Below are 20,314 nucleotides of genomic sequence, written 5' to 3' on the forward strand. Positions count from 1 at the left end.
CCCGAGGAGAGTCATGTCCCCTGCTCGCGCGACACTCGTCGCCGGTGCCGTCGTCTCGGCGGGCACGCTGCTGCTCGCGGGCTGCTCCGGGACGAGCGGCACGTCGTCCACGTCCCCCGACTCCATCAACTACGCGCTGCCCGCGAACTTCACCCCGAACTGGATTCTGCCGATCGGCACGGCGGCGCACCTCAACACCAACAACATCTCCCTCGCCAACAGCCTCTGGGAGCCACTCGTCGCGTACGACGGCTCGACCGGCAAGATCGCCTGGAACAAGAACGGATCCATCGCCACCGCCGCCGACTTCGCCTCCGACGGCAAGAGCGTCACCCTCACACTCGGCGACCGCAGGTGGAGCGACGGCAGGCCGATCACCTCGCGCGACGTGGAGTTCTGGTTCAACCTCATCAAGGCGAACAAGGAACAGTGGGCGGGCTACAACCCCGGCAAGGCGCCGGACAACTGGACCTCGTTCAAGACCGTCGACGACCACCGCTTCACGCTCACGTTCGACAAGGCCTACAACTCCGACTGGATGCTCGCCAATGAGCTGAGCGCGATCAACCCGCTCCCCCAGCACGCATGGGACAAGACGGCCGCATCGTCCGCGGTGGCGGACGCCGACCGGACGGCCGCCGGCGCCCAGCAGGTGTGGACGTACCTCAACACAGCCGCGAAGAACATCTCCGGCTACGAGAAGGACGCGCTGTGGAAGACCATCAGCGGTCCCTACGCGGTCAAGTCCTTCTCGACCGCAGGCAAGGTCGTGCTCACCGCCAACAAGAAGTACGACGGCGGTGAGAAGCCGGACATCGCCACCGTGAACCTCCTCCCGTTCACGACGGCGGACGCCGAGAAGAACGCACTGCGCTCCGGGAGCGTCGACTACGGCTACATCGAGGCGACCGACCTCGACCAGAAGGACCGGTTCACCGCCCAGGGGTACACGGTCAAGCCCTGGTCGGGCTGGGCGATCACCTACATGCCGTACAACTTCAACAACCCCTCCATGGGCGCCGTGTTCAAGCAGCTGTACGCCCGGCAGGCGGTCCAGCGGTCGATCGACCAGAGCAGCCTGGCGAAGGTCATCTTCAACGGCACCGCGGTCCCCGGCTACGGCCCGATCCCGCAGGCGCAGTCGAGCGACTTCCTCTCGCCCACGCAGAAGGGCAATCCGTACCCCTTCTCGACCTCGGCCGCCAAGTCCCTGCTGACCGGCCACGGTTGGACCGAACAGGGCGGAGTCATGGTGTGCACGGACGCGGGCCCAGGCGCCTCGCAGTGCGGTGACGGGGTCGCCAAGGGCACCAGGTTCCAGATGCAGGTGCTGTCGCAGTCCGGCTCGACCGTCACCGACAACATGATGAGCGCTGTCCAGTCCTCGCTGGAGAAGACCGGGATCAAGTTCACGATCAAGACAGCGCCCGTGAACTCGGTGCTGTCCCAGACCCCGCCGTGCACCGCGGGCCAGTCGATCTGCACATGGCAGCTGTCGTTCTTCGGCACGGCAGGCAGCTGGTACTTCAGCGCCTTCCCGACCGGCGACTCGCTCTTCCAGAGCAAGGGCGGCTCGAACTTCGGCAGCTACTCCAACCCGGAGATCGACCGGCTGATCACCGCCTCCACCACGTCGAACTCCGCGCAGGCCGTACGGGACTACAGCGCGGCCCTCGCCAAGGACCTCCCGGTCATCTGGCTGCCGGAGCCCGACTACCAGATCTCCGTCCTCAAGAACGGCCTCGGCGGCTTCTCACAGGACTCACTCGCCAACTTCCACCCGGCTCAGTGGAAGTGGAACCGCTGACCGCATGGACACCCTCCTCTACCTGGCCCGGCGCGTCCTGCAGTCCCTCGCGGTGATCCTCATCGTGACGGTGGTGGTCTTCTGCCTGCTGCACGCGCTGCCCGGCGGACCCGCACGCGGGATCCTCGGCCCGCAGGCGACGGCCCAGCAGATCGCGCAGTTCGACCACGAGCAGGGCCTCGACCGCTCGCTCCCCGTCCAGTACCTCTACTACCTGCGCACTCTGCTGCACGGCGACCTCGGCACCTCGTACACCCTGAACGAGGCGGTCTCCCGGCTCATCGAACAGCGCCTCCCGAAGACCCTGGTCCTCACCGTGCTGTCCGCGCTGGCCGGGCTCGCGCTCGCGATCCCGCTCGGCATGTGGCAGGCGGTCCGGCGCAACAAGCCGGTGGACTACGTCATCACGACGCTGAGCTTCGTCGCGTACTCGACCCCCGTGTACTTCCTCGGGCTCGTCCTGGTCCTGGTCTTCACACAGTTGCTGCCCTGGTTCCCCTCGCAGGCGCCGCAGGGCGACACGCTCGGGCAAGTACTCTCCCAGCCGAACGCACTGGTCCTGCCAGTCGTCGCGGGAGCCGCGTCCATGGTCGCCGTCTTCAGCCGGTACATGCGCGCCGCGACCCTGGAGAACCTCTCCGAGGACTACGTACGCACCGCGCGGGCCGGCGGCTCCCGGCCCCGCGCGATCCTGTGGCGGCACGTGTTGCGCAACTCGCTGACCCCTGTCGTCGCGATGCTCGGCTACTACGTGCCCGTCCTCTTCGGCGGCGCCCTCGTCGTCGAGCAGCTCTTCAACTACCCCGGGATGGGGCTGCTGTTCTGGAGCGCCGCGCAGTCCTCCGACTACCCCGTGCTGCTCGGCTGCGTCCTCGTCATCTCCGTCGCGACGGTCGTCGGCACCCTGCTCGCCGACATCGTCCAGCGGATCGTCGATCCCCGAGTGAAGGCGGGCCGGTCATGAGCGCCGTATTGCCGGTGACACCCACCGTGGGGGCGGCCCCGGGCCATCGCCTCGCCCTGCGCCGGTTCACGCGCAACAGGCTCGCGGTCACGGGTCTGGCGGTCGTCGTCCTGTTCCTGCTCTTCTGCTTCGCCGGCCCGCTGCTCCACTCGACCGACCAGACCCACACCCATCTGACCCAGGTGAACCTGGCGCCGGGCGGCGCGCACCTGCTCGGCACCGACGCCGTCGGACACGACGAGCTGGGGCGGCTCATGTACGGCGGCAAGGTGTCGCTGCTCGTCGGCCTCGCCTCCGGCCTGCTCGCGACCGTCATCGGCACGCTCTGGGGCGCGGTCGCGGGCTACGCGGGCGGCTGGATCGACGCGGTGATGATGCGGGTCGTGGACGCCGGAATCGCCATCCCGGCACTCTTCATCCTCCTCGTCGTCTCCGCCATCACCACCCCGGACACCTGGGGGCTCGTCGTCATCCTCGGTCTGGTCTCCTGGCTGGTCCCCTCCCGTCTCGTCCGGGCCGAGACGCTCACCCTGAAGGGCCGGGACTACGTGCTGACACTGCGCGCCATCGGCGGCACGCACGGCCGGGCGATCGGCCGGCACATCCTGCCGAACTCCGTCTCGACGGTCGTGGTCGCCGCGACCTTCCAGGTCGCCGACGCGATCCTCCTCGTCGCCTACGTGTCCTATCTCGGCCTGGGCGTCCAACCTCCGTCGACCGACTGGGGCGGCATGCTCTCGGCCGGTCTGACAGCCGCGTACTCGGGACGCTGGTGGCTCATCGTGCCGCCCGGCCTCGCCATCATCCTCGTCGTCTGCGCCTTCAACGCCGTCGGCGACGGACTGCGCGACGCCTTCGACGTGAGGGGGCGCGGATGACCGCCGACATCCTGCGGATCGAGAACCTGGGGGTCACCTTCGCCACGGAGACGGGTGAAGTGGCCGCGGTACGAGAGGTCTCGCTGAGGGTCCGGCCCGGTGAGACGCTCGCCCTCGTCGGCGAGTCGGGCTCCGGCAAGTCGACCGTCGCGCTCGCCGCGATGGGGCTGCTGCCGGGCACCGCCCGCGCCACGGGTCACGCCGTCGTCGGCGGCACCGACATCATCGGTGCCACCGAGGCCGACCTCGCGGGTCTACGGGGTCGCACCGCGTCGATGGTGTTCCAGGAACCCGCGACCGCGCTCGACCCGCTCACCCGGATCGGCGCCCAGATCGCCGAAGTCATCCGCAACCACCGTCCCGTCACGGCCAAGGAGGCAGCCGGGGAGGCGGTCGAACTCCTGCGTCGCGTCGGCATCCCGGATCCGGGGACACGGGCGTCCGCGTTCCCGTTCCAGCTCTCCGGGGGACAGCGGCAGCGCGTGGTCATCGCCATGGCGATCGCCAACGCGCCGAGCCTGCTCATCGCCGACGAACCGACCACCGCGCTCGACGTGACCGTGCAGGCCGAGATCCTTGATCTGTTGCGGTCGCTCGCCGCCGACTTCGACACGGGGGTGCTGCTGGTCACGCACAACATGGGAGTGGTCGCCGACTTCGCGGACCGCGTCGCCGTCATGCTCCAGGGGGAGATCGTGGAGACGGGGCCGGTGGAGGAGGTGCTCCTGCGGCCCACGCACGCGTACACCAAGCGCCTGCTCGGGGCGGTGCCGCGGCTGGCCGTCGCCGAGCCGGGCGCCGACTCCCGGCGTACCGAAGGGGACCGGCCCGGCGCGGACCCGGTGGTCGAACTGCGGGACGTGAGCGTGCGGTTCGGCCGTGGGCGCCGCGCCGTCCGGGCACTCGACGGCGTCTCGCTGACGGTCGGGGCCGGTGAGACCGTGGGTCTGGTGGGGGAGTCGGGCTCGGGCAAGTCGACCGCGGCGCGCGTCGCGCTGGGCCTCGTACCCTCGTCGTCCGGCTCGGTGTCGCTGTTCGGCGCCGACCTCGGCAGGACCCGGGGGCGGGCGCGGCGCGCCCTGCTGGCCGGTGTCGGCGTGGTCCTGCAGGACCCGGTGGCCTCGCTCGACGCCCGGATGAGCGTGGCGGAGTGCGTCGCCGAGCCGCTGCGCGTGCACCGCCGGGGCATGCCGGCGGCCGAGCGCCGGATCCGGGTCGGGGACGCACTCGAACTTGTGCGTCTTCCGAGGGAGTTGGCCCATCGCGGTCCGCGCGAGTTGTCCGGTGGCCAGCGGCAGCGGGTGAGCCTCGCCCGGGCCCTGGTCCTCGAGCCGCGGCTGCTGGTCGCGGACGAACCGACGAGCGCGCTCGACGTGAGTGTGCAGCAGTCGGTCCTCGAGGTGATCGCGAGGCTCCAAGGCGAGCTGGGGTTCGCCTGTCTGTTCGTGTCCCACGACCTCGCCGTCGTACAGCAATTCGCCCAGCACGTGGTCGTCCTGCGGGCCGGGCGCATCGAGGAGGAGGGCAGTACCGCGACCACGCTCCTGCACCCGCGCACGGACTACACGCGTCGGCTCATCGCCGCCGTGCCCGTGCCCGACCCGGTGCTGCAACGCCGTCGGCGCGCGGAACGGCGGGCCGCCACGGGGGTCACGGCGTGACCGTGTCCGGGAGCCGCCCCCCGACGCCCGGGGTGTACGCCGGTGTCGACATCGGCGGGACGACCACCCAGGTCGTGCTCTGCGCGGCCGACCTCACCGTCGTCGACTCCGTGGAGGTGCCGACACCGGCGGCCGAGGGCGGACGGGCGATGGTCCGCGCCGCGCTCGACGCTCTGGATCCGCTCCGCGCACGCGCGGCCTCGCGACTGCTGGGCGTCGGCGTCGGCGCGGCAGGTGTCGTCGACAGCCGGGCCGGCCGCATCCTCGTGGCGAGCGACTCCTTCCGCTCCTGGGCCGGGTTCCCGGTGACGGCGACGGTCGAGGACGTGCTCGGCGTACCGGCCTTCCTCGACAACGACGTCAACGCCTTCCTGCGTGGCGAGGTCGCGAAGGGGGCCGTCGCGGGAGAGCCCGCCGCACTCGGGATGACGCTCGGCACCGGGGTCGGGGGCGCGCTGTGGCTGGACGGTGCGCTGTTCGAGGGGGCGCACGGGGCAGCAGGCGAGATCGGCCATCTCCCCGGTTTCGGCGACCTGCCGTGCACCTGCGGCGGCCGTGGCCACCTGGAGACGCTCGCCTCCGGTCGCTCCCTGGCGGCCCGTTACGGCGAGCGGACGGGGCGCTCCCTGACCGCCCGGGGCATCGCAGAGGCGGCGGTCGACGGCGACCCCGAGGCGCTCGCCGTCTACGGGGCCGCGGGGGCGGGCGTCGCCCGCGCGATCCTGATCACGGCGGGCCTGGTGGACCTCACTACCTTCGTGATCGGCGGCGGGGTCAGCCGGGCCTGGGACCTCCTCGAACCGTCGATCGCCGCCGCGCTCGCCGCCGAGCCGCCGGTCAGCGGACAGGCGATCCGGGTCGTACGGGCCCGGCTGGGGAGCCGCGCGGTGGCGATCGGCGCGGCGTCCCGGGCCAGGACGGAACTCGGGGCGGTGACAAGGGTGTAGGGGGCGGGGTGGGTAACTGCCGTGGGTCGGTGGGTGAGTTGACGGCCAACGCTCCTTCATTGGTCTGTACATGACCGCAGTTGAAGGGCCAGACTGTGCGCCGAAACCGCACCCCCCACCGAGGAGAACCTCATGCGCATGCCCGCCCGGCAACGTTGTCACGCGGTCCTGGCCGGACTCGTCACCCTCGCCACGGCCGCCGTGCTGTCCGTCTCCGTCACCACACCCGCGTCGGCCGCCGACACCTGGACCGAGGTGGGCTCCGACCGCGCCGACCCGCTGACCGAGAGCCAGGGCCTGACCTCGGTCGAGGTTCCGGCCGGCAGCCCCAACCACTACACCGGGATCGGCACCATCCCGATCGGCGTCAGCAGCCGAGGCTGGAACCACGTCGGCGACCCGGACGCCTCCTACAACGGCTACTACGTCGAGCCGTACCAGAGCGACTCCGGCAGCTCCAAGATGTACCGGGTGCAGGCGCCCGGCGGCGCCTGGTCGGAGTACGTCCACGCGCTGAGCCCCGGCGAGGCGCTGAACAACTCCTTCGACACCATCTCCCCTGACGGCCAGTGGATGGTGTCGGGGGAGTGGGGCACGATGACCCGGCTGCTGGTGTTCCCGACCCCCGGCGTGAACCCGAGCACCTCCCCCTCGGCCAACCTCCCGCAGGCCTCCACCATCAACCTCGACCACGCCGTCCGTGACGTACAGGGCTGCGACTTCGTCACCGCGACCCAGCTGCTGTGCTCCTCCGACGACCCGGCGGGCACCCTCTTCGGCATCACCAAGCCGCTGCTGCAGATCGACCTGTCCGCCGCCCCCAGTGGCAGCGGCGACGTGACGGGCCATGTCACCGCCCTGCGTCAGCTCCCGCTGCGCAGCTCCTGCTCGGGCACCTTCGAGGCCGAGGGCATCGACTACGACCGGCGCACCGGCACTCTGCGCGTGATCGTCGTGTCGCCCGGCTTCTGTGTCCTGACCGACAGCAAGACCTACCGGTTCACCAAGAGCTGAGCGTCCGCACGCGGGGAGTGACACCGGCGGCGACGGGAGCGTAGGCGTCCGAGGTGGGGGAGGTCTAAGGTCGGAAGCAGAACCAGAGAAATGGGGAGGCGGCCGACAGTGGTGCAGGACGAGGCCGTGATCGGCTGTACCGGGGAGCTGCTCATCGGCACACGGGGAACCGCCGGTCCCGGCGAGATACTCGTGCGGGTCAGAGGCGGATCCGAGACCTTCCTTGCCTGGTCGCAGGAGCCCCTGCCGATGGGGGCGACCGTGCTCGTGGTCGAATCCAGAGGATGCCGTGAGGTCGACGTCATCCGCTGGGTCGATCCGCTGGACGCGTTGGACGGCGATTCCGTCGACGCCGGTTAAGGAGAAACAGGATGTTCGGTTACCGCGTTCCCGCTCCCGACGAGGCGATGCTGATCTCGGGAGGCAGGCGGGGACTGGGGGGCGCGCCGTTCCGGGTGGTCACGGGGCACGGAAAGTTCGTGCTGCCCGTCTTCCGCAAGACCCGCTTCCTCACGCTGTCGATGTGCGAGGCCGAGGTGACCGAGACCTGTGTCACCAGGCAGGGCATCGCCCTGCATGTCCGCGCCGTCATCGCCTTCAAGGTCGGCAACGACACCGAGAGCATCATCAACGCCGGTCAGCGCTTCCTCTCCGACCAGGAGCAGATGTCGGTGCTGACCGGCCGGATCTTCGCCGGTCATCTGCGGGCCATCATCGGCTCGATGACCGTCGAGGAGATCGTCACCGAGCGGCAGAAGCTCGCCGCGGAGGTCCTGGACACCTCGAAGGTCGAGATGGCGAAGATCGGTCTGATCGTGGACTCGCTGCAGATCCAGTCGATCGACGACGGTGACACCGGCTACATCGCGGCCATGTCCGCACCGCACAAGGCCGCCATCCAGCGGCAGGCCCAGATCGCGCAGGCCCAGGCGACCCAGGCCTCGGTCGAGGCGGAGCAGGTGGCCGCGCGCAACCAGGCCGAGTACGCCCGCCAGACCGCGATCGTGAAGGCGGAGTACTCGGCCGAGGTGGACCGCGCCCAGGCGCAGGCCGCCCAGGCCGGACCGCTGGCGCAGGCGCACGCCCAGCAGGAGGTGCTCGCCGCGCAGACCGAACTGGCCCAGCGGGCGGCCCAGTTGCGTCAGCAGCAGCTCGTCGCCGAGATCGTCAAGCCTGCCGAGGCCGAGGCGGAGCGGATCAAGGTGCTCGCCATCGCCGATGCGGAACGCATGAAGATCCAGGCCGAGGCCGCCGCCTCGCACGACCGCGTGGCGCTCGACCGGATGCTGATCGACCAGCTCCCGCTGATCGTGAAGGAGGCCGCGGGCGGTCTCGCCGGCGCCAACGTCAACGTCCTGAACGGCGCGGACGGCCTGGGCGAGATCGCTGCCGGGCTGGTCGCCCAGGGCCTGACGATCCTGGACTCGGTCCGCCAGAACCTGAACGGTCAGAACGCGGGCGATCAGAAGTCCGGGGGGCGTTCGGAGAAGACGGAAGGGCTGCTGGAGCTCCAGAGCTACCGGCGGACCCCGGAACAGCAGGACAGGGACGGGAACGAGCCGGAGGGCGGCCCGTCCTCGACGACCTGACCCGAGGCTGCCGTACCGTGACGGCGCTTGCGCCCGGTGCGGTGGTGGACGAGTGACGGAGTGAAGCGGCCGCCGTTCCCTGGGGACGGCGGCACGCTCCCACCCGGGCGGTACACCGGTAGGGACGTCCCGTCAGGAAAGCCAGCCGGTGGAGCCGTTCCCGGGAGGAAGGGACGGGGGCAGCGCGCGAGGGCCGGGGCCCGGAGCACCGGACGGTCTCGGGTGGAGACCGCCCGACGAGGGATCCCTGTTGAGGATCCACTCGAGTTCGCGCTGGATTCTGCGGGCCTCGTTGCGGACCTGCAGGGGTATGTCCCCTCGTTCGGAGATCAGTTGGGCGTAGATGGGTGCGTCGTGCACAGGTAGTGCTTCTCCTCGGGTCTGGTGCCTTCCCTCTACGGTAAGGCCGCGGTGGTGCCGCGGGACTCATCCTCCCAGTTCGGCCAGAACCGGAACCACCCGACCAAGGAATGGCACCTTCCCCACGAACCGTCGGTGTCCCTACGAGTCGTTGGCGCTCGAGGGACCGAACAACTCGATCTCGGCTATGGAGACCTGCTTGTCCTTGGCCGTGCCGTAGGCCGAGCGGATGATGAAACGGACCGCCGTGACATCACCCACGCGGAACTTGCGCTGCTGACCGCCCGCGACCTGGTCGAGGGTGAGGAAGCGGGTGCTCGTCTTGCCGTTCGCCGTGGTGATCCGCGCCTCGATACGGTGCGGCAGCGCCGACTTCGTGAGCTGGTCCGCGTGGTTCGAGGTGCCCGAGGTGATGATCACGTCCAGCAGCCGGGTGGGCTGCTCGAAGCGGGCCTCGAGCCACTCGCCGTCCGCGGCCCCCGAGACGCCGGGTCCCCACCAGGTGTTGTTGAGCTTGTCGAAGGCGAGCCCCGCGCCGTGGCCGCCGAAGGAACGGGACGCCTTCACGTGGTCCGGGCCGACCGGGACCCGCTTGGCGAAGTGGTCCTTCACCGCCTGCACGGCCGTACCGGTGTTCATCACGGCGAACACCAGCAGGCCGAGCACCACCGCGCCGACCACCCAGTTCATGACGCGTCCGAAGCCCCGCCGCAGTCGGGGCCGGTCCCCGGCCCACGGCACCTCTCCGTTGCGGGAGTTGAGCACCCGGCGCCACCAGGGCAGCCGGCCCGGCACCTGCCGCTCCCCGGCCATCGACAGGGCGCAACGCCCGCAGAAGTGCCGGTCCGGCCGGTTGGGAGTGGCGCACCAGGGACAGGGCACACCCCCGTCCGCACCGGGCTCCGCGACCGGGGTGCGGACCTGCGGGCGGCTCGCCGCGGGGCGGCCGGGCAGTACGGGTGTCACCGACGGCGCGACCCGCGGTTCCGGGTCCGCCACCGGCACCAGCAGGGACCTGGCCCGCTCGGCCGCGGAGTCCCGGTCGGGGGCGGCGGAGGGCAGGGGCTCGGTGGCCGCGGTCTCGTCCGGCCGCGCGGGAGCGGCCGGTACGGAGCCGTGGACGGCGACGGGGGCCGGGTGGGGACGCGCGGTGTCGTCGCTCATCGGGCTCGGACGCGCCGCGTCACCGAACACCGGCGCACCAGGGGCCGGCGCGTCCGGTCCGGCCGGCCCACCGCCCACTCCACCGTCCTCGTCCGGGCCGTCGGCGGGTCGCGCGGCGCCCGTCCTGTCGGCGCTCACGGTGTCCGCGTCCGCGTCCGCGTCCGCGAGGGCGTCCGGCGTCGGCCGCCCGCCGGCTCCGGACGCCGCGTCGTGCGCCGTACGAGCCGTTCCCGTCCCGGCGCCCGGTCGCGCGAACGCGTCCCAGCCCGGCTCGCCCTCGGCCGACCCGGCGGATCCCGCCGCCCGGGAGCCCTGGTCGCCGGCCGTCGGCGCCGCCTCGTCGGCGGCAGCCGCGGGACGACGGGTCCGGGCCGCGACCCCCGCCGGAGCCGGGTCCCCGGCCCAGTCGAGCACCGCACCGCAGGCGTCGCAGAAGGACTGGCCGGGCTCCGCCCGGGTGCCGCACTCGGCGCAGGCCGGGGCGCGCCCGGGGCCGGTGCCTGGGGTCTGGGTGGTCATTTCTCGGGGATCCTTTCGGCGGCGGTCACCTGGACCGTGTAGGGCATGTGGGCGGGACGGGCGGCCGCCACGAGGTTCTCCAGCCGGTACTCGTCCGCCGGGGTCGGCTCGGGCAGCCGGAGCGTGACGTGCAGCCGGGGGCGACGGTCGCCGGGGACCGGGCCGAGCGGTCGCGGGTCCCAGGCGGCGGCGCCGCTCTCGGTGATCTCCGGCTCGACACCGAAGGCGAGGCGTACCGCTTCGGACAGGCCGCGGCGGGTGCCTCGTACGCGATGCAGGTACGCGGCGGCGGCGACGGCCGCGCGCAGCCGCGCGTCCGGTTCCGTGCCGTCGACCTCGGCGCCGACCCAGGTGCCCAGCCAGCGGGCGAAGTCGGCCGGTGCGAGCGCCGGGTCGAAGTAGGTGTGCAGACAGTCGAGGGCCAGCAGGATCGGCGCGACCACCTCGTCAAGACCCGCGACGAAGCGCAGCGCCAGGTCGTCGTCGGCGAAGACCGCGGGGAGCATGCCGCCGATCGGCGCCGAGGACTCCAGGCCGTCGATGGAGCCCCTCACGAGCCGTCTCCGATGACGCGGACCCGGTGGTCGAAGGAGAACACCAGCGAAGGGGCCTCCAGGTCGATCCGGTCGGTCGGGTCGCCGCGCTTGCCGGTCAGCGGGTCGGCGGGGTGGAGCTGCACCGCGTCGACGAGTTCGACGCCGGGCACACGTTGCAGCACCGCGAAGACCTCGCCCGCCTGCACGGGCCGGCCGAACGGCCAGCCGGTGCCGTCCGCGCCGCCGGTGAGCGGGTCCAGATGGCGGTAGAGCGCGTCGTGGGCCTGGCGGCGCACCCGGTCGGTGTCCACCCCGCGGAAGGCGTGCACGGTGGCGACGACGGTGACGCCCTGGTAGAAGGGCGGCCCGACCGCGAGCCGGGTGCCGATCAGCCGGCGCTCGTCGAGGTGGCGGGTGATGCGCTGCAACAGGGAGTCGCCGGGGACGAGTTGCTCGAAGCGCAGCCGTCCGCCGGGGTCGGGCACGGCCTGCGGGACGACCAGGACACGGACCGCGTAGGCGCCGTGCTCGCTCTCCTCGCCCTCCAGACAGGTGATACGGGCCGTCTCGGGGGCGGCGCGCCGGGCCAGTTCCTCGTAGTCGCGCAGGGTCACGGCCCGCTCCTGGGCGCGCAGCGTGATCGGCGCCCGGGTCTTCGCCTCCTCGACCGTCTCGCCCTCGACGCCGCCCCGGGCGGCCTCCCGGTTGACGACGTCGGCCACGTACGGCACCGAGCTGCGCAGCACCTGGACGGCGCCCCGGGCGACGTTCCCGGCCCGGCCGCCCCCGGTGCGGTAGCGGCGGGCGCGGATCACGGCCCCCTTGGGCGCCACCGTCCCGTACTGGCGCATCGTGCCGTCGGCTTCGCGGACGGCGGGCCCGAAGGCGATCTCGCCGGTCGCCGCGTCCAGGGTGATGTGCCGGTCGGTGGGACCGGACGCGGCGAAGTGGGGGACGACGTCCCAGTCGACCCAGCCGTCGCGCTCGGCGCTCTGCAACAACACCGGCGGGGTGTCGCCCACGACGGGGAAGTGGGCGAGCCGCAGCCGCTGCCCGGGCAGACCGGTGGACTCGCCGAGCGCCTCGTCCTGGACGGTCTCCGCGTGGATGGACGAGGTGGTCCCGCCGAGGGTGAACGCGTCGGCGGACCGGATGGTCGGAGACGTGGTGTAGAAGGGCTGGTCGGACAGCGGTTCGGTGACCCGGCAGCGCAGCCAGCCCGCCTCCTGGCCTCCGGTGCGCGACAGGGTGTGGCCGCCCGGCACGTGCAGGACCACCTCACCGGGCCGGTTCAGACCACCGGTGCCGTCCCGGTCCACCTCGCAGGCCGCCCAGCCGTCCTCGGTCCACGCCTCCCAGACCAGCGGCGGCTGCCGCGGATCGACACCGACACCGTCGACCCGGCTGTCGAGCTCCAGGCCCAGCGCGCAGTGCGGTACGGCGGCGGTGAGGCCGAGGAGCATGCAGTCACCGGGGCTCGGTGCCTCCGCGAAACACAGCACGTCCTTGCCCTCGGCGAGATCGGCGGTCCGGTCGGTGACCGCACCACCGCTCTGCTGCACGACGAGACGACGCAACGAGCAGGGAACCACGGTCAGTTCGCGCTCGGTCGCGAAGACGACCGCCTCCTCGTTCTCGGTGCGCACGGTGGCGGCCTCGGTTCCCACGGGCAGCACGATGGGCTCCTCGTGCGGCGCGGACAGCCAGAACGTGAGGTCCGTTCGGGCGGCCGAGGGCGGGAACAACGTGATGCCGACGAGGTCGAGGAACGCCAGGTGGTTCTTCTCGGGGACGCGGTTGAGCCGGTAGACGATCTGGTCGGCCATGTGGGCGACCGTTTCCACGAGGGTGACGCCGGGGTCCGACACGTTGTGGTCGGTCCATTCGGGGGCGCGCTGCTGGATGTAGCGCTTGGCGTCGTCGACGAACTGCTGGAAGCGGCGGTCGTCGAGGTTCGGGGAGGGCAGTGCCATCAGCGGTCGCTTTCAAGGGAGTTGCCCGCGCCGGAGGCGTCGGGCTCCTCGTGGGATGGGATGACGTAGAACGGAAAGACCAGGCTGCGCGGGTTGTTGGTGCCGCGGATCGAGTAGCGCACGTCGATGAAGAGCACGCCCTGGTCGGGACCCGCCGTCACCTCGACGTCGTTGACCTCGATCCGTGGCTCCCAGCGGTCGAGGGTGGTGTACACCTCGTGCTGGATCCGGCCCGCCGTCGCCTCGTTGACCGGCGCGAACACCAGGTCGTGGATGGCACAGCCGAACTCCGGCCGCATCGGCCGCTCGCCCGGCGCGGTGGCCAGCACCAGCCGGATGGCCTCCTCGATCTCCCGCTCCCCGCTGACCAAGGCGATGCCACCGGTGGGACCGATGCGCAGGGGGAACGCCCAGCCGGATCCAACGAACTGCTCGGCCATCAGAGGGCCACCCGCCTACTCCTGAAGAACGTTCCGGCCGTCACGGCAGCGGATACGGCTTGTTGTTGACCAGCACCACACCCTGCAAGGCGAGCGTGATGGCCCGAATGCTGACATTCGCGATGGAGTTGACCTGCACGCTGCCGCCGGCGGTGAGCGTCGCGGCCCCCAGCGCCTTGAGGCTGAGCGCCCCCATCGCGTCGACGGTGACCGCACCGCCGAGCGACTTGAGGTTGACCAGGCCGCGGCCCTCGATGTTGAGCGGGCCGCCGCTCTTGATGGTCAGACTCCGGCGCGCGCTCAGGGTGAGGTCGGTGCCGGCCTCGACCGAAACCGACCGGGAGCCCTTGATGGTGACGGAGCCCTTGCTGTCCACGGTGATCTCGGTCTTCGTGCGATCGAGATTGATGATCAGCTTGTCGTTGCCGGAGGCGATCCGCACCCCCTGCTTGCGGGCACCGGTCTGCTGGCTGAGCAGGTCCACCCGGTTGCCCTTCCGGTCGGAGAGGGTGTGCCGGATCGCCTGCTTCTTCAGCCCGTCGTGCAGTGGTACGTCACTGACCACGGTCGGTTTGTCCTTGCCGTTGTAGAGGCCGCCGATGACGAACGGGTGGTCCAGGGCACCACGGTCGAAGGCCACCAGCACCTCGTCGTTGACGTCGAACGGGAACACCCCGCCGCCGCCCTTCCCGCCGAGCTGCACGGTTCGCGTCCAGTCGCTCTCGTACGCGTCGTCCAGCCAGGGGAACTGGAGCTTGACCCGGCCCTGCTTCAGCGGGTCCTGCACATTCGTCACCAGGGCGTTGGCCACGCTCGGCAGCTTCGGCGCGGTGGCCGTGCCCCCGCCGGACGTGAGCCCGTACAGGGAGCGCCACTGCCGGCCGCTGACGGTGATCCAGGTCTGGTAGTGCTCGTCGTAGCCGAAGACGTGCCGCACGGACGTCACCGTGTACTTGCCCTCGAACGGCTTGCCCACGTCGGTCAGCGTGACCGGAACACCGGGACGCAGCTTGGGGTTGCCGAACACCATGACCTCCAGTTCGGCGAAGGAGGAGGTCACGTCGTCGGCGAGGGCCTTGGCGGCGACCTTCACCTCGGCCAGGCGGTCGTAGGGTGTGTCGGTCTCGACCAGTTTGGCGGTCTTGAACTTCTGCGCCGTCTTCTGCGGGGTGGTGCCGATGGCGAAGCCGTCGTTGGACGTGGCGGGCGACGTGGCGGTGAGCTTCTTCTTCGTCGTGATGTTCCAGCCGCGCGCCTCGGTCTTGGCGACCTGGTCGGCGGAGGTGACCGCGGCCCGGCAGCGCAGTATGTCGATGCCGCCCTGCAGGACGAAGGGGCTCTTGTCGCCGGGGGTGCTGGTCGGCGGCGCGGTGGAGGCCGGGTCGGCCTTGGCGAACTGGAACTTCCCCTCGGAGTCCAGCGACATGACCACGTCGTTCTCGTCGGCCAGCCGGGCGAGGAAGTCCCAGTCGGTCACGTTGGCCTGACTGATGAACTCGTAGACCGTCGTGGTGGGCTTGATGCCGCCCTTCCCCTTGCCGATCGGAATGCCGTTCATCGTGGCCAGCTTCTTCGCGATGTCCGCGGCCGTCTGGTTGCGGTACGCGGCGACCCTGCGCTGGCGCATCAGACGGTGGCCCATGTCGTAGCCGCGGATGACGGTGAAGGTGCCGGTGCCGTCGTAGTCGGTCTCCATGCCGGTCACCTCGCCCGTCAGCAGCGGGGAGGCCGCGCCCTGGCCGTCGGCGACCGGCGCGAGTGTCACCGGGGTGCCGCACTGGATGCCGAGTTCGCCGAGCACCAGCCGGTCCGGGTCGCGGAAGGTCAGCCGGAACGCGGCCGGCACCCCCGCCCCGAGGTCGACCCAGCAGCCGACGAGGTCGGAGGCGATCTTCTCCGGGACCGGATTGTCGTCCACGGTCACGTGGACGACGTTGGAGTACGAAGGCTGGACCATCAGAAACCCACCTCTTCGGCGGCGGGCAGCACGAGCTCGGTGCCGTTCGACAGCCGGTTCGGGTCGTCGATGTCGTTCGCCTCGGCGATCGCCCGCCAGGCCGCCGCGTTCCCGTACTCCCGCCACGCCAGCGACTGCAGCGAGTCGCCCGCGACGACCCGGTGCACACGCTGTGCGGTGAGCGCGCCCGACGTCGGGTTCTGCCCCTTGGTGTTGCTGGGGATCTCGTGCAGATGCACCTGACAGGTGGCGCGGATCGGCACGCCCGTTGTGCCGAACAGGGAGTAACTGGCGTCCACCGAGCTGACGTACGCCGTGAACCGCGCGGTCGAGAACGACCCCCACTGGAACACCACCCACGGAGTGGACGGCTGCTTGGCGGCGATGCTCTTCGTCGTCACCTCGCAGCAGGAGAACAGCGACTCGACCTTCTTCAGCACCGAATTGCCGGTCGGGTCGTCGGACGAGTCGAGGAAGATCTCGACGGTCATCTCGCGGGGCTCGGGCCCCATGAACTCCGGGAGGGACCCTTTCCGTACGGCCGCGGTCGGGGTGGTCTTCCACCGGGCGCGCCGGCTCAGCGAGAGCGTCGAGGGGTTGAAGTCGAAGTTGAACGTCTTGATCAACCCGCCCGGGGTGGTGCTGCGGCCGATGGGCGGCTCGTGAATGGCCAGCGTGGCCCTCACCAGACTCTTGCCCGCGCCGCCCTTTCCTGACTTGCCTGCCATGTTCTTCGCCGTTCCTTAGTCCGTGAACCCGTGGTGGGTGATTTCCAGCACCTCCGTGGCCACGGCCGGGCTGGCCGGGTCCAGGGAGGGCCCCTGCCAACTGACCGGGAGCACGTCGAGCAGACCCCAGCGGGCCACCTCCGAGCCGTCCGCGCGCAGCGCCGCGATCTGCGCCGTCGGCCGCTTGACCCCCGTGGTCACGGAGGACACCCAGGCCGCGACCTTCGCGGTGTCCGGTGTCAGCGGGCGGGTCAGCCGGATGTTGGAGAAGGTCACGCGGGACGGAAGCTGCCACACGAACCCGTTGTTGCCGCCCTCTTGGCGCTGTTCGATCTCCACCTGCGACGAGAGTCCCTCACACCCGTTGAAGTAACCGAGGCTCTCGCCGTCGATGGTGAGGGTGAAGAAGATGGTGGAGCCCGGGTCTCGATCGGTGGCCATCGGGGATCGGCCTTTCTTGGGGTGTCGTGTCGTACGGGGTGGTGGAGGTCAGCGACGGGGATCGCGCAACTTGCCGATCCGCTCCCGTTCGAGGCGGAGTTCGGTCCGCAGCAAGCGGGTGATCGACCCGGCCATCTTGTATGTCAGCTCGTCGATCTGACCCTGGGTCAGGGACCGGGGATCGAAATCGACGGGGGTGTACGCGGGCGGGGCCTCTTCGCGCTCGGCGTGCGAGGGCAGTGGCCGATGAGGCGGCTCGATCGAGGAGTACGGGGGCGGGGGGCCGCTCGGAGGAGGCGGCGGTGGTGGCGTCGGCGGCGAGGCGGGTGAGTACGCGGGAGGGGACGTCGGGTTGACGTCCCGCTGGACCGAGAGGAGTGCTGGGGGCACGACGGGGGTGGCAGGTGCGGTGATGGTGGTGGCGGGTGCGGTGCCGGTGCCGGTGAGTGCGGGCACTACGGGGGGTGCGGGAAGTACGGGAGGTACGGCCGAGGAGCGCTGTACCGGCAGGGCTACGGGTGGGGCGGCGGGGGTTGCGTTGAGGGGGACGGCCGCTTTGGGGGTGGGGCTCGCGGAACTCGTCGGGGGCGCTGAGGGCGTTGGCTGCGCTGGGGCCGTCGAGGTCATGCGCTGAATCGGTGGCGTCGGTGGCGTCGGTGGCGTCGGGGGTGCCGGTCGCGCCGGGTCTGCCGGAAGGGGGAGTCCGTCCGACGGGCGAGGCATGGGTGTGTTCGGAGTGGAGGAACGCTGTACGACGGGGGCGGGGGCTGCGCCGTGCGTCGCCGGGGGCGTGGGACCGGGGGAAACGCCTTCGGTGGGCAGCGGGCGCGCAGGGGTGTGGCGAGCCGTCGAGCGTTGAACGGCGGGTGTGTCGGCTGCCTGCCGCGGCGGAGCGGGCTCGGTGGCGACGCGCTGGACGACGGGGGCACCGAGGCCGAGACGGCGCGGGGTCGTGGTATCGGGGCGAGGCGCGCGGTGCTGCTTCACGGACATCTGGGGCGGGGATGCGGGTGCCGAGGTCTCGGGCTGCCGAACTGCCGAGCGCTGCACAGGGGGCATGGGAGGCACGGCGGCCCCGGCCACATTCGTACGGGCGATGCCGGAACGCTCTGGAGCTGGAGCTGGAGCCGGATTCGGCACAGATGCGCGAGGTGCGAGCGGCCCCGCGGCACTGGTGGGTGTTGCCCGTGACGCACTCGCACCGGGCAGCGGCGTCGAAGGCGTCGAGGGTGCCGAGGAGGCAACGCGCTGTATTGCAGGGACAGTTGCCGTCGGTGAGCTCGGCGCCGACGGGTTTGCAGGGCCTGCGGAGGCCGAACCACGTCGCGCCGATGGGCCGCTCCCAACGGTGCCGGGTTGAGCAAGGGGAACGGTGGCAAGGCGCCGGAGGACGGGAGCACCGGCGCCGGGAACCTCGGGGCCTCGCGCCGCCGGACCGCCGTGGGTACCTGCGACGGGCCCGCCGACCGACGGTTGCGACACCGCCCGCTGCACCATGCCACCGGTCCCACCGGTGCCACCGGGCAGCCCAGGCGCCCTGGTCGACGAAGGTGCCGTTCCCCGTGCCTCAGGCGATCGGCGTATCGGACGGGGTACCAGACTGCCGCCAGGTCCGGAACGGGCCCCGGCTGCCGAGGAACGCTGTACGGCCGGTGCCGGTGCCGGTGCCGAGCCCGGGGTCGGGGTCGGGGCCGTTCCGGCTACGGCCCCACCGGGGGCGATGGACGTGCCCCCTGCCGGGCCGGCTGCTCCTGCCGACCCGGGCCCGTCGGCGCGCCCCGCCGACGGGGCACTCGCGGAGCCACCGCCGGAGACGCCGGAACGGGACCCGCTCCGGCTGTTGTCGGCTGTTGTGGCGCGCCGCAGCGGTACGGCCACGGGAGTGGTACGGCGCTGCACGGCGGCGGCAGGAGGCGTGGAGGGCAGCCGCGAGGTCAGTGCGCGTGAGGGAGCGAGCGGGCGCACCGGTGGACGCGGCGACGGCGGAGAGGTGGGAGCGACCTGCTCCGCGCCACCGTCCTGCCGGGGGGCGACGGGCCCACTGCCCGCCGGGCTCTGCGCCGTGCCCTCCACCGCACTCGTAGGTTCCTGAGCTCGAGGTTCTGCCACGACGGCCCGCTGTACGACAGGGCTGCCCACCATGGCCGCCCCTGACGCGGCGGAACCTGCCGGAGCCGGAGCCGGGGTCGATACCGCACGCTGAACAGGCAGGCCCTCGGATCCCGAAGGTGGCATCCCTGGCTCTGGGGACGACGTCCTGGGCGACGTCGTCGCGGAGGGAGCCGGGGGAGTCGTCGCACCGCTGTGTGCGGCCGGTCGTCCCGTTGGGGTTCCCGCCGCACGCTGCACCGGACGTCGTACCGGCGCCGCGTTCGAAGGCGGGGCGGACAAGGGCGCGCCCAGCCCCGAGCGTCGACGCGGGGCACTCGCAGTCGGGCTGCCGCCCGGGGTCACCGGAGTCCCTGGAGAGGTCGGTGCCGCCGAGGCCGTCGGTGCTGCCGCAGGGGGGGACACCGGTACGGACGTCCCGGCCGACGGCCCGCCCCCAACGGACGGCGCCCCCGGCCCCGTAACGCCGGAACCGCCCGACGTACTCCGCTGGACCGGAAGATCGGACCCGGCGGCAGAACCGTCGCGCGATCGCGACACGGAGACGGGAGGCGCGACGGGGCCGGCGGAGGCGGCCGGTGTCCCGGAACCCGGGGGCACGGCGGCGGGAGCCGAAGCCCGGGGAGCACTTACCGAAGTGGCAGAACCGACCGACGTTCTGCCACTGCCACCGTCGCCACCGGTAGCCGGGACGGTGACGGCGGGCGTCGACGGCGGCTGCGGTACGGACGGCAAAGGCGCGGACGGCAATGGTGCGGACGGCAATGGCGCGGACGGCTTCATCGCCGGCAGAGCCCGCCGCTGTACCGCGGGCCTGGCCGGTGCCTTGGTCAGTGAAGTCGGGCGTGTGGCCCGGGGAGCGGCGGGCGTCACCCGTGGGCCGGCCGGCCCGAGGGCCGCCACCGGGGAATTCATGCGCTGCACGGGCAGCGCTCCGGTCTCCTCGCCCGAGTCCACGGGCGAGGCCACCGGCAGGGAGAGGGAGGGTAGTTCGAGCCCGGAGGCAGGTCCCACCGGGGCGGCGAGCACGCCCTTGACCAGTCCGCCGGGCGCGCCGTCGAGGACGGCGTGCGACAGCGTGCCGGTGAAGGAGGGGTTCTGCCAGGTCGTCAGCCGACCGCCGAACCCGGCGTCGGCGACGGAGCCCGGCCGGTCCGTGGCCCGCTGGATCGGCGGCAGCGCGGGCCAGGCGGCAGGCCGGACCACACGCGCACCGGCTCCCCGCCC

16 protein-coding genes are annotated in these 20,314 nt (G+C 71.7%); 8 read left to right on the forward strand and 8 right to left on the reverse strand.

What is annotated here, in order from left to right; translation table 11 throughout:
• The first annotated feature begins 13 nt into the window (after positions 1-13).
• The 8 genes from ACZ7M2_RS27555 (at position 14) to ACZ7M2_RS27590 (ending at position 8,860) form a co-directional block, all read left to right on the forward strand.
• On the forward strand, positions 14-1,807 hold the full coding sequence (locus ACZ7M2_RS27555; protein ID WP_471597558.1) for a peptide ABC transporter substrate-binding protein: 1,794 nt from the start codon (positions 14-16) through the stop codon (positions 1,805-1,807).
• Between the two features lie 4 nt (positions 1,808-1,811).
• On the forward strand, positions 1,812-2,771 hold the full coding sequence (locus ACZ7M2_RS27560; RefSeq protein WP_471597559.1) for an ABC transporter permease: 960 nt from the start codon (positions 1,812-1,814) through the stop codon (positions 2,769-2,771).
• Complete coding sequence (locus ACZ7M2_RS27565) at positions 2,768-3,649, forward strand: ABC transporter permease (RefSeq protein WP_471597560.1); 882 nt, start codon at positions 2,768-2,770, stop codon at positions 3,647-3,649. Before ACZ7M2_RS27560 ends, ACZ7M2_RS27565 begins: the two co-directional genes overlap by 4 nt.
• Entirely contained in the window at positions 3,646-5,310 is a 1,665-nt protein-coding gene (nikE, locus tag ACZ7M2_RS27570; protein WP_471597561.1) for a nickel ABC transporter ATP-binding protein NikE, read from the forward strand. The genes ACZ7M2_RS27565 and nikE overlap by 4 nt, the downstream gene beginning before the upstream one ends.
• A gap of 32 nt (positions 5,311-5,342) precedes the next feature.
• Positions 5,343-6,257, forward strand: a complete 915-nt coding sequence (locus tag ACZ7M2_RS27575; protein ID WP_471597819.1) for an ROK family protein — start codon at positions 5,343-5,345, stop codon at positions 6,255-6,257.
• Positions 6,258-6,389: 132 nt separating this feature from the next.
• Positions 6,390-7,271, forward strand: a complete 882-nt coding sequence (locus ACZ7M2_RS27580; RefSeq protein ID WP_352047181.1) for a hypothetical protein — start codon at positions 6,390-6,392, stop codon at positions 7,269-7,271.
• Positions 7,272-7,379: 108 nt separating this feature from the next.
• Positions 7,380-7,631: a hypothetical protein gene (locus ACZ7M2_RS27585; protein ID WP_266424424.1), complete on the forward strand. Its 252-nt coding sequence runs from the start codon at positions 7,380-7,382 to the stop codon at positions 7,629-7,631.
• 11 nt (positions 7,632-7,642) lie between these two features.
• The gene (locus ACZ7M2_RS27590; protein ID WP_352047180.1) at positions 7,643-8,860 is read left to right on the forward strand and encodes an SPFH domain-containing protein; all 1,218 of its coding nucleotides are present in this window, start codon (positions 7,643-7,645) and stop codon (positions 8,858-8,860) included.
• Positions 8,861-9,361: 501 nt separating this feature from the next.
• Here the strand turns inward: ACZ7M2_RS27590 and ACZ7M2_RS27595 are convergent.
• From ACZ7M2_RS27595 to ACZ7M2_RS27630, 8 genes are read right to left on the reverse strand one after another with little or no spacing between them, the layout of a single operon-like run.
• Positions 9,362-10,903, reverse strand: a complete 1,542-nt coding sequence (locus tag ACZ7M2_RS27595) for an NADase-type glycan-binding domain-containing protein (RefSeq protein WP_471597562.1) — start codon at positions 10,901-10,903, stop codon at positions 9,362-9,364.
• Positions 10,900-11,457, reverse strand: coding sequence for a phage tail protein (locus ACZ7M2_RS27600; protein ID WP_060901264.1), 558 nt, complete (start codon positions 11,455-11,457; stop codon positions 10,900-10,902). Before ACZ7M2_RS27600 ends, ACZ7M2_RS27595 begins: the two co-directional genes overlap by 4 nt.
• The gene (locus tag ACZ7M2_RS27605; protein ID WP_471597563.1) at positions 11,454-13,412 is read right to left on the reverse strand and encodes a putative baseplate assembly protein; all 1,959 of its coding nucleotides are present in this window, start codon (positions 13,410-13,412) and stop codon (positions 11,454-11,456) included. The genes ACZ7M2_RS27600 and ACZ7M2_RS27605 overlap by 4 nt, the downstream gene beginning before the upstream one ends.
• Positions 13,412-13,852 carry a GPW/gp25 family protein gene (locus ACZ7M2_RS27610; protein ID WP_352047177.1) on the reverse strand — a complete coding sequence of 147 codons (441 nt, stop codon included), beginning with the start codon at positions 13,850-13,852 and terminating at the stop codon, positions 13,412-13,414. The genes ACZ7M2_RS27605 and ACZ7M2_RS27610 overlap by 1 nt, the downstream gene beginning before the upstream one ends.
• A gap of 40 nt (positions 13,853-13,892) precedes the next feature.
• Positions 13,893-15,809 carry a VgrG-related protein gene (locus ACZ7M2_RS27615; RefSeq protein ID WP_471597564.1) on the reverse strand — a complete coding sequence of 639 codons (1,917 nt, stop codon included), beginning with the start codon at positions 15,807-15,809 and terminating at the stop codon, positions 13,893-13,895.
• Positions 15,809-16,537: a CIS tube protein gene (locus tag ACZ7M2_RS27620; RefSeq protein ID WP_352047175.1), complete on the reverse strand. Its 729-nt coding sequence runs from the start codon at positions 16,535-16,537 to the stop codon at positions 15,809-15,811. The genes ACZ7M2_RS27615 and ACZ7M2_RS27620 overlap by 1 nt, the downstream gene beginning before the upstream one ends.
• A 15-nt stretch (positions 16,538-16,552) precedes the next feature.
• Positions 16,553-16,978 (reverse strand): phage tail protein, encoded by a 426-nt coding sequence (locus tag ACZ7M2_RS27625; RefSeq protein ID WP_054235291.1) that lies wholly within the window; start codon positions 16,976-16,978, stop codon positions 16,553-16,555.
• Positions 16,979-17,026: 48 nt separating this feature from the next.
• A complete protein-coding gene (locus ACZ7M2_RS27630; protein WP_471597565.1) occupies positions 17,027-17,434 on the reverse strand; it encodes an extensin in 408 nt (135 codons plus the stop codon).
• Between the last annotated feature and the right edge of the window lie 2,880 nt (positions 17,435-20,314).

Source organism: Streptomyces sp. NPDC111507, from assembly GCF_055638955.1.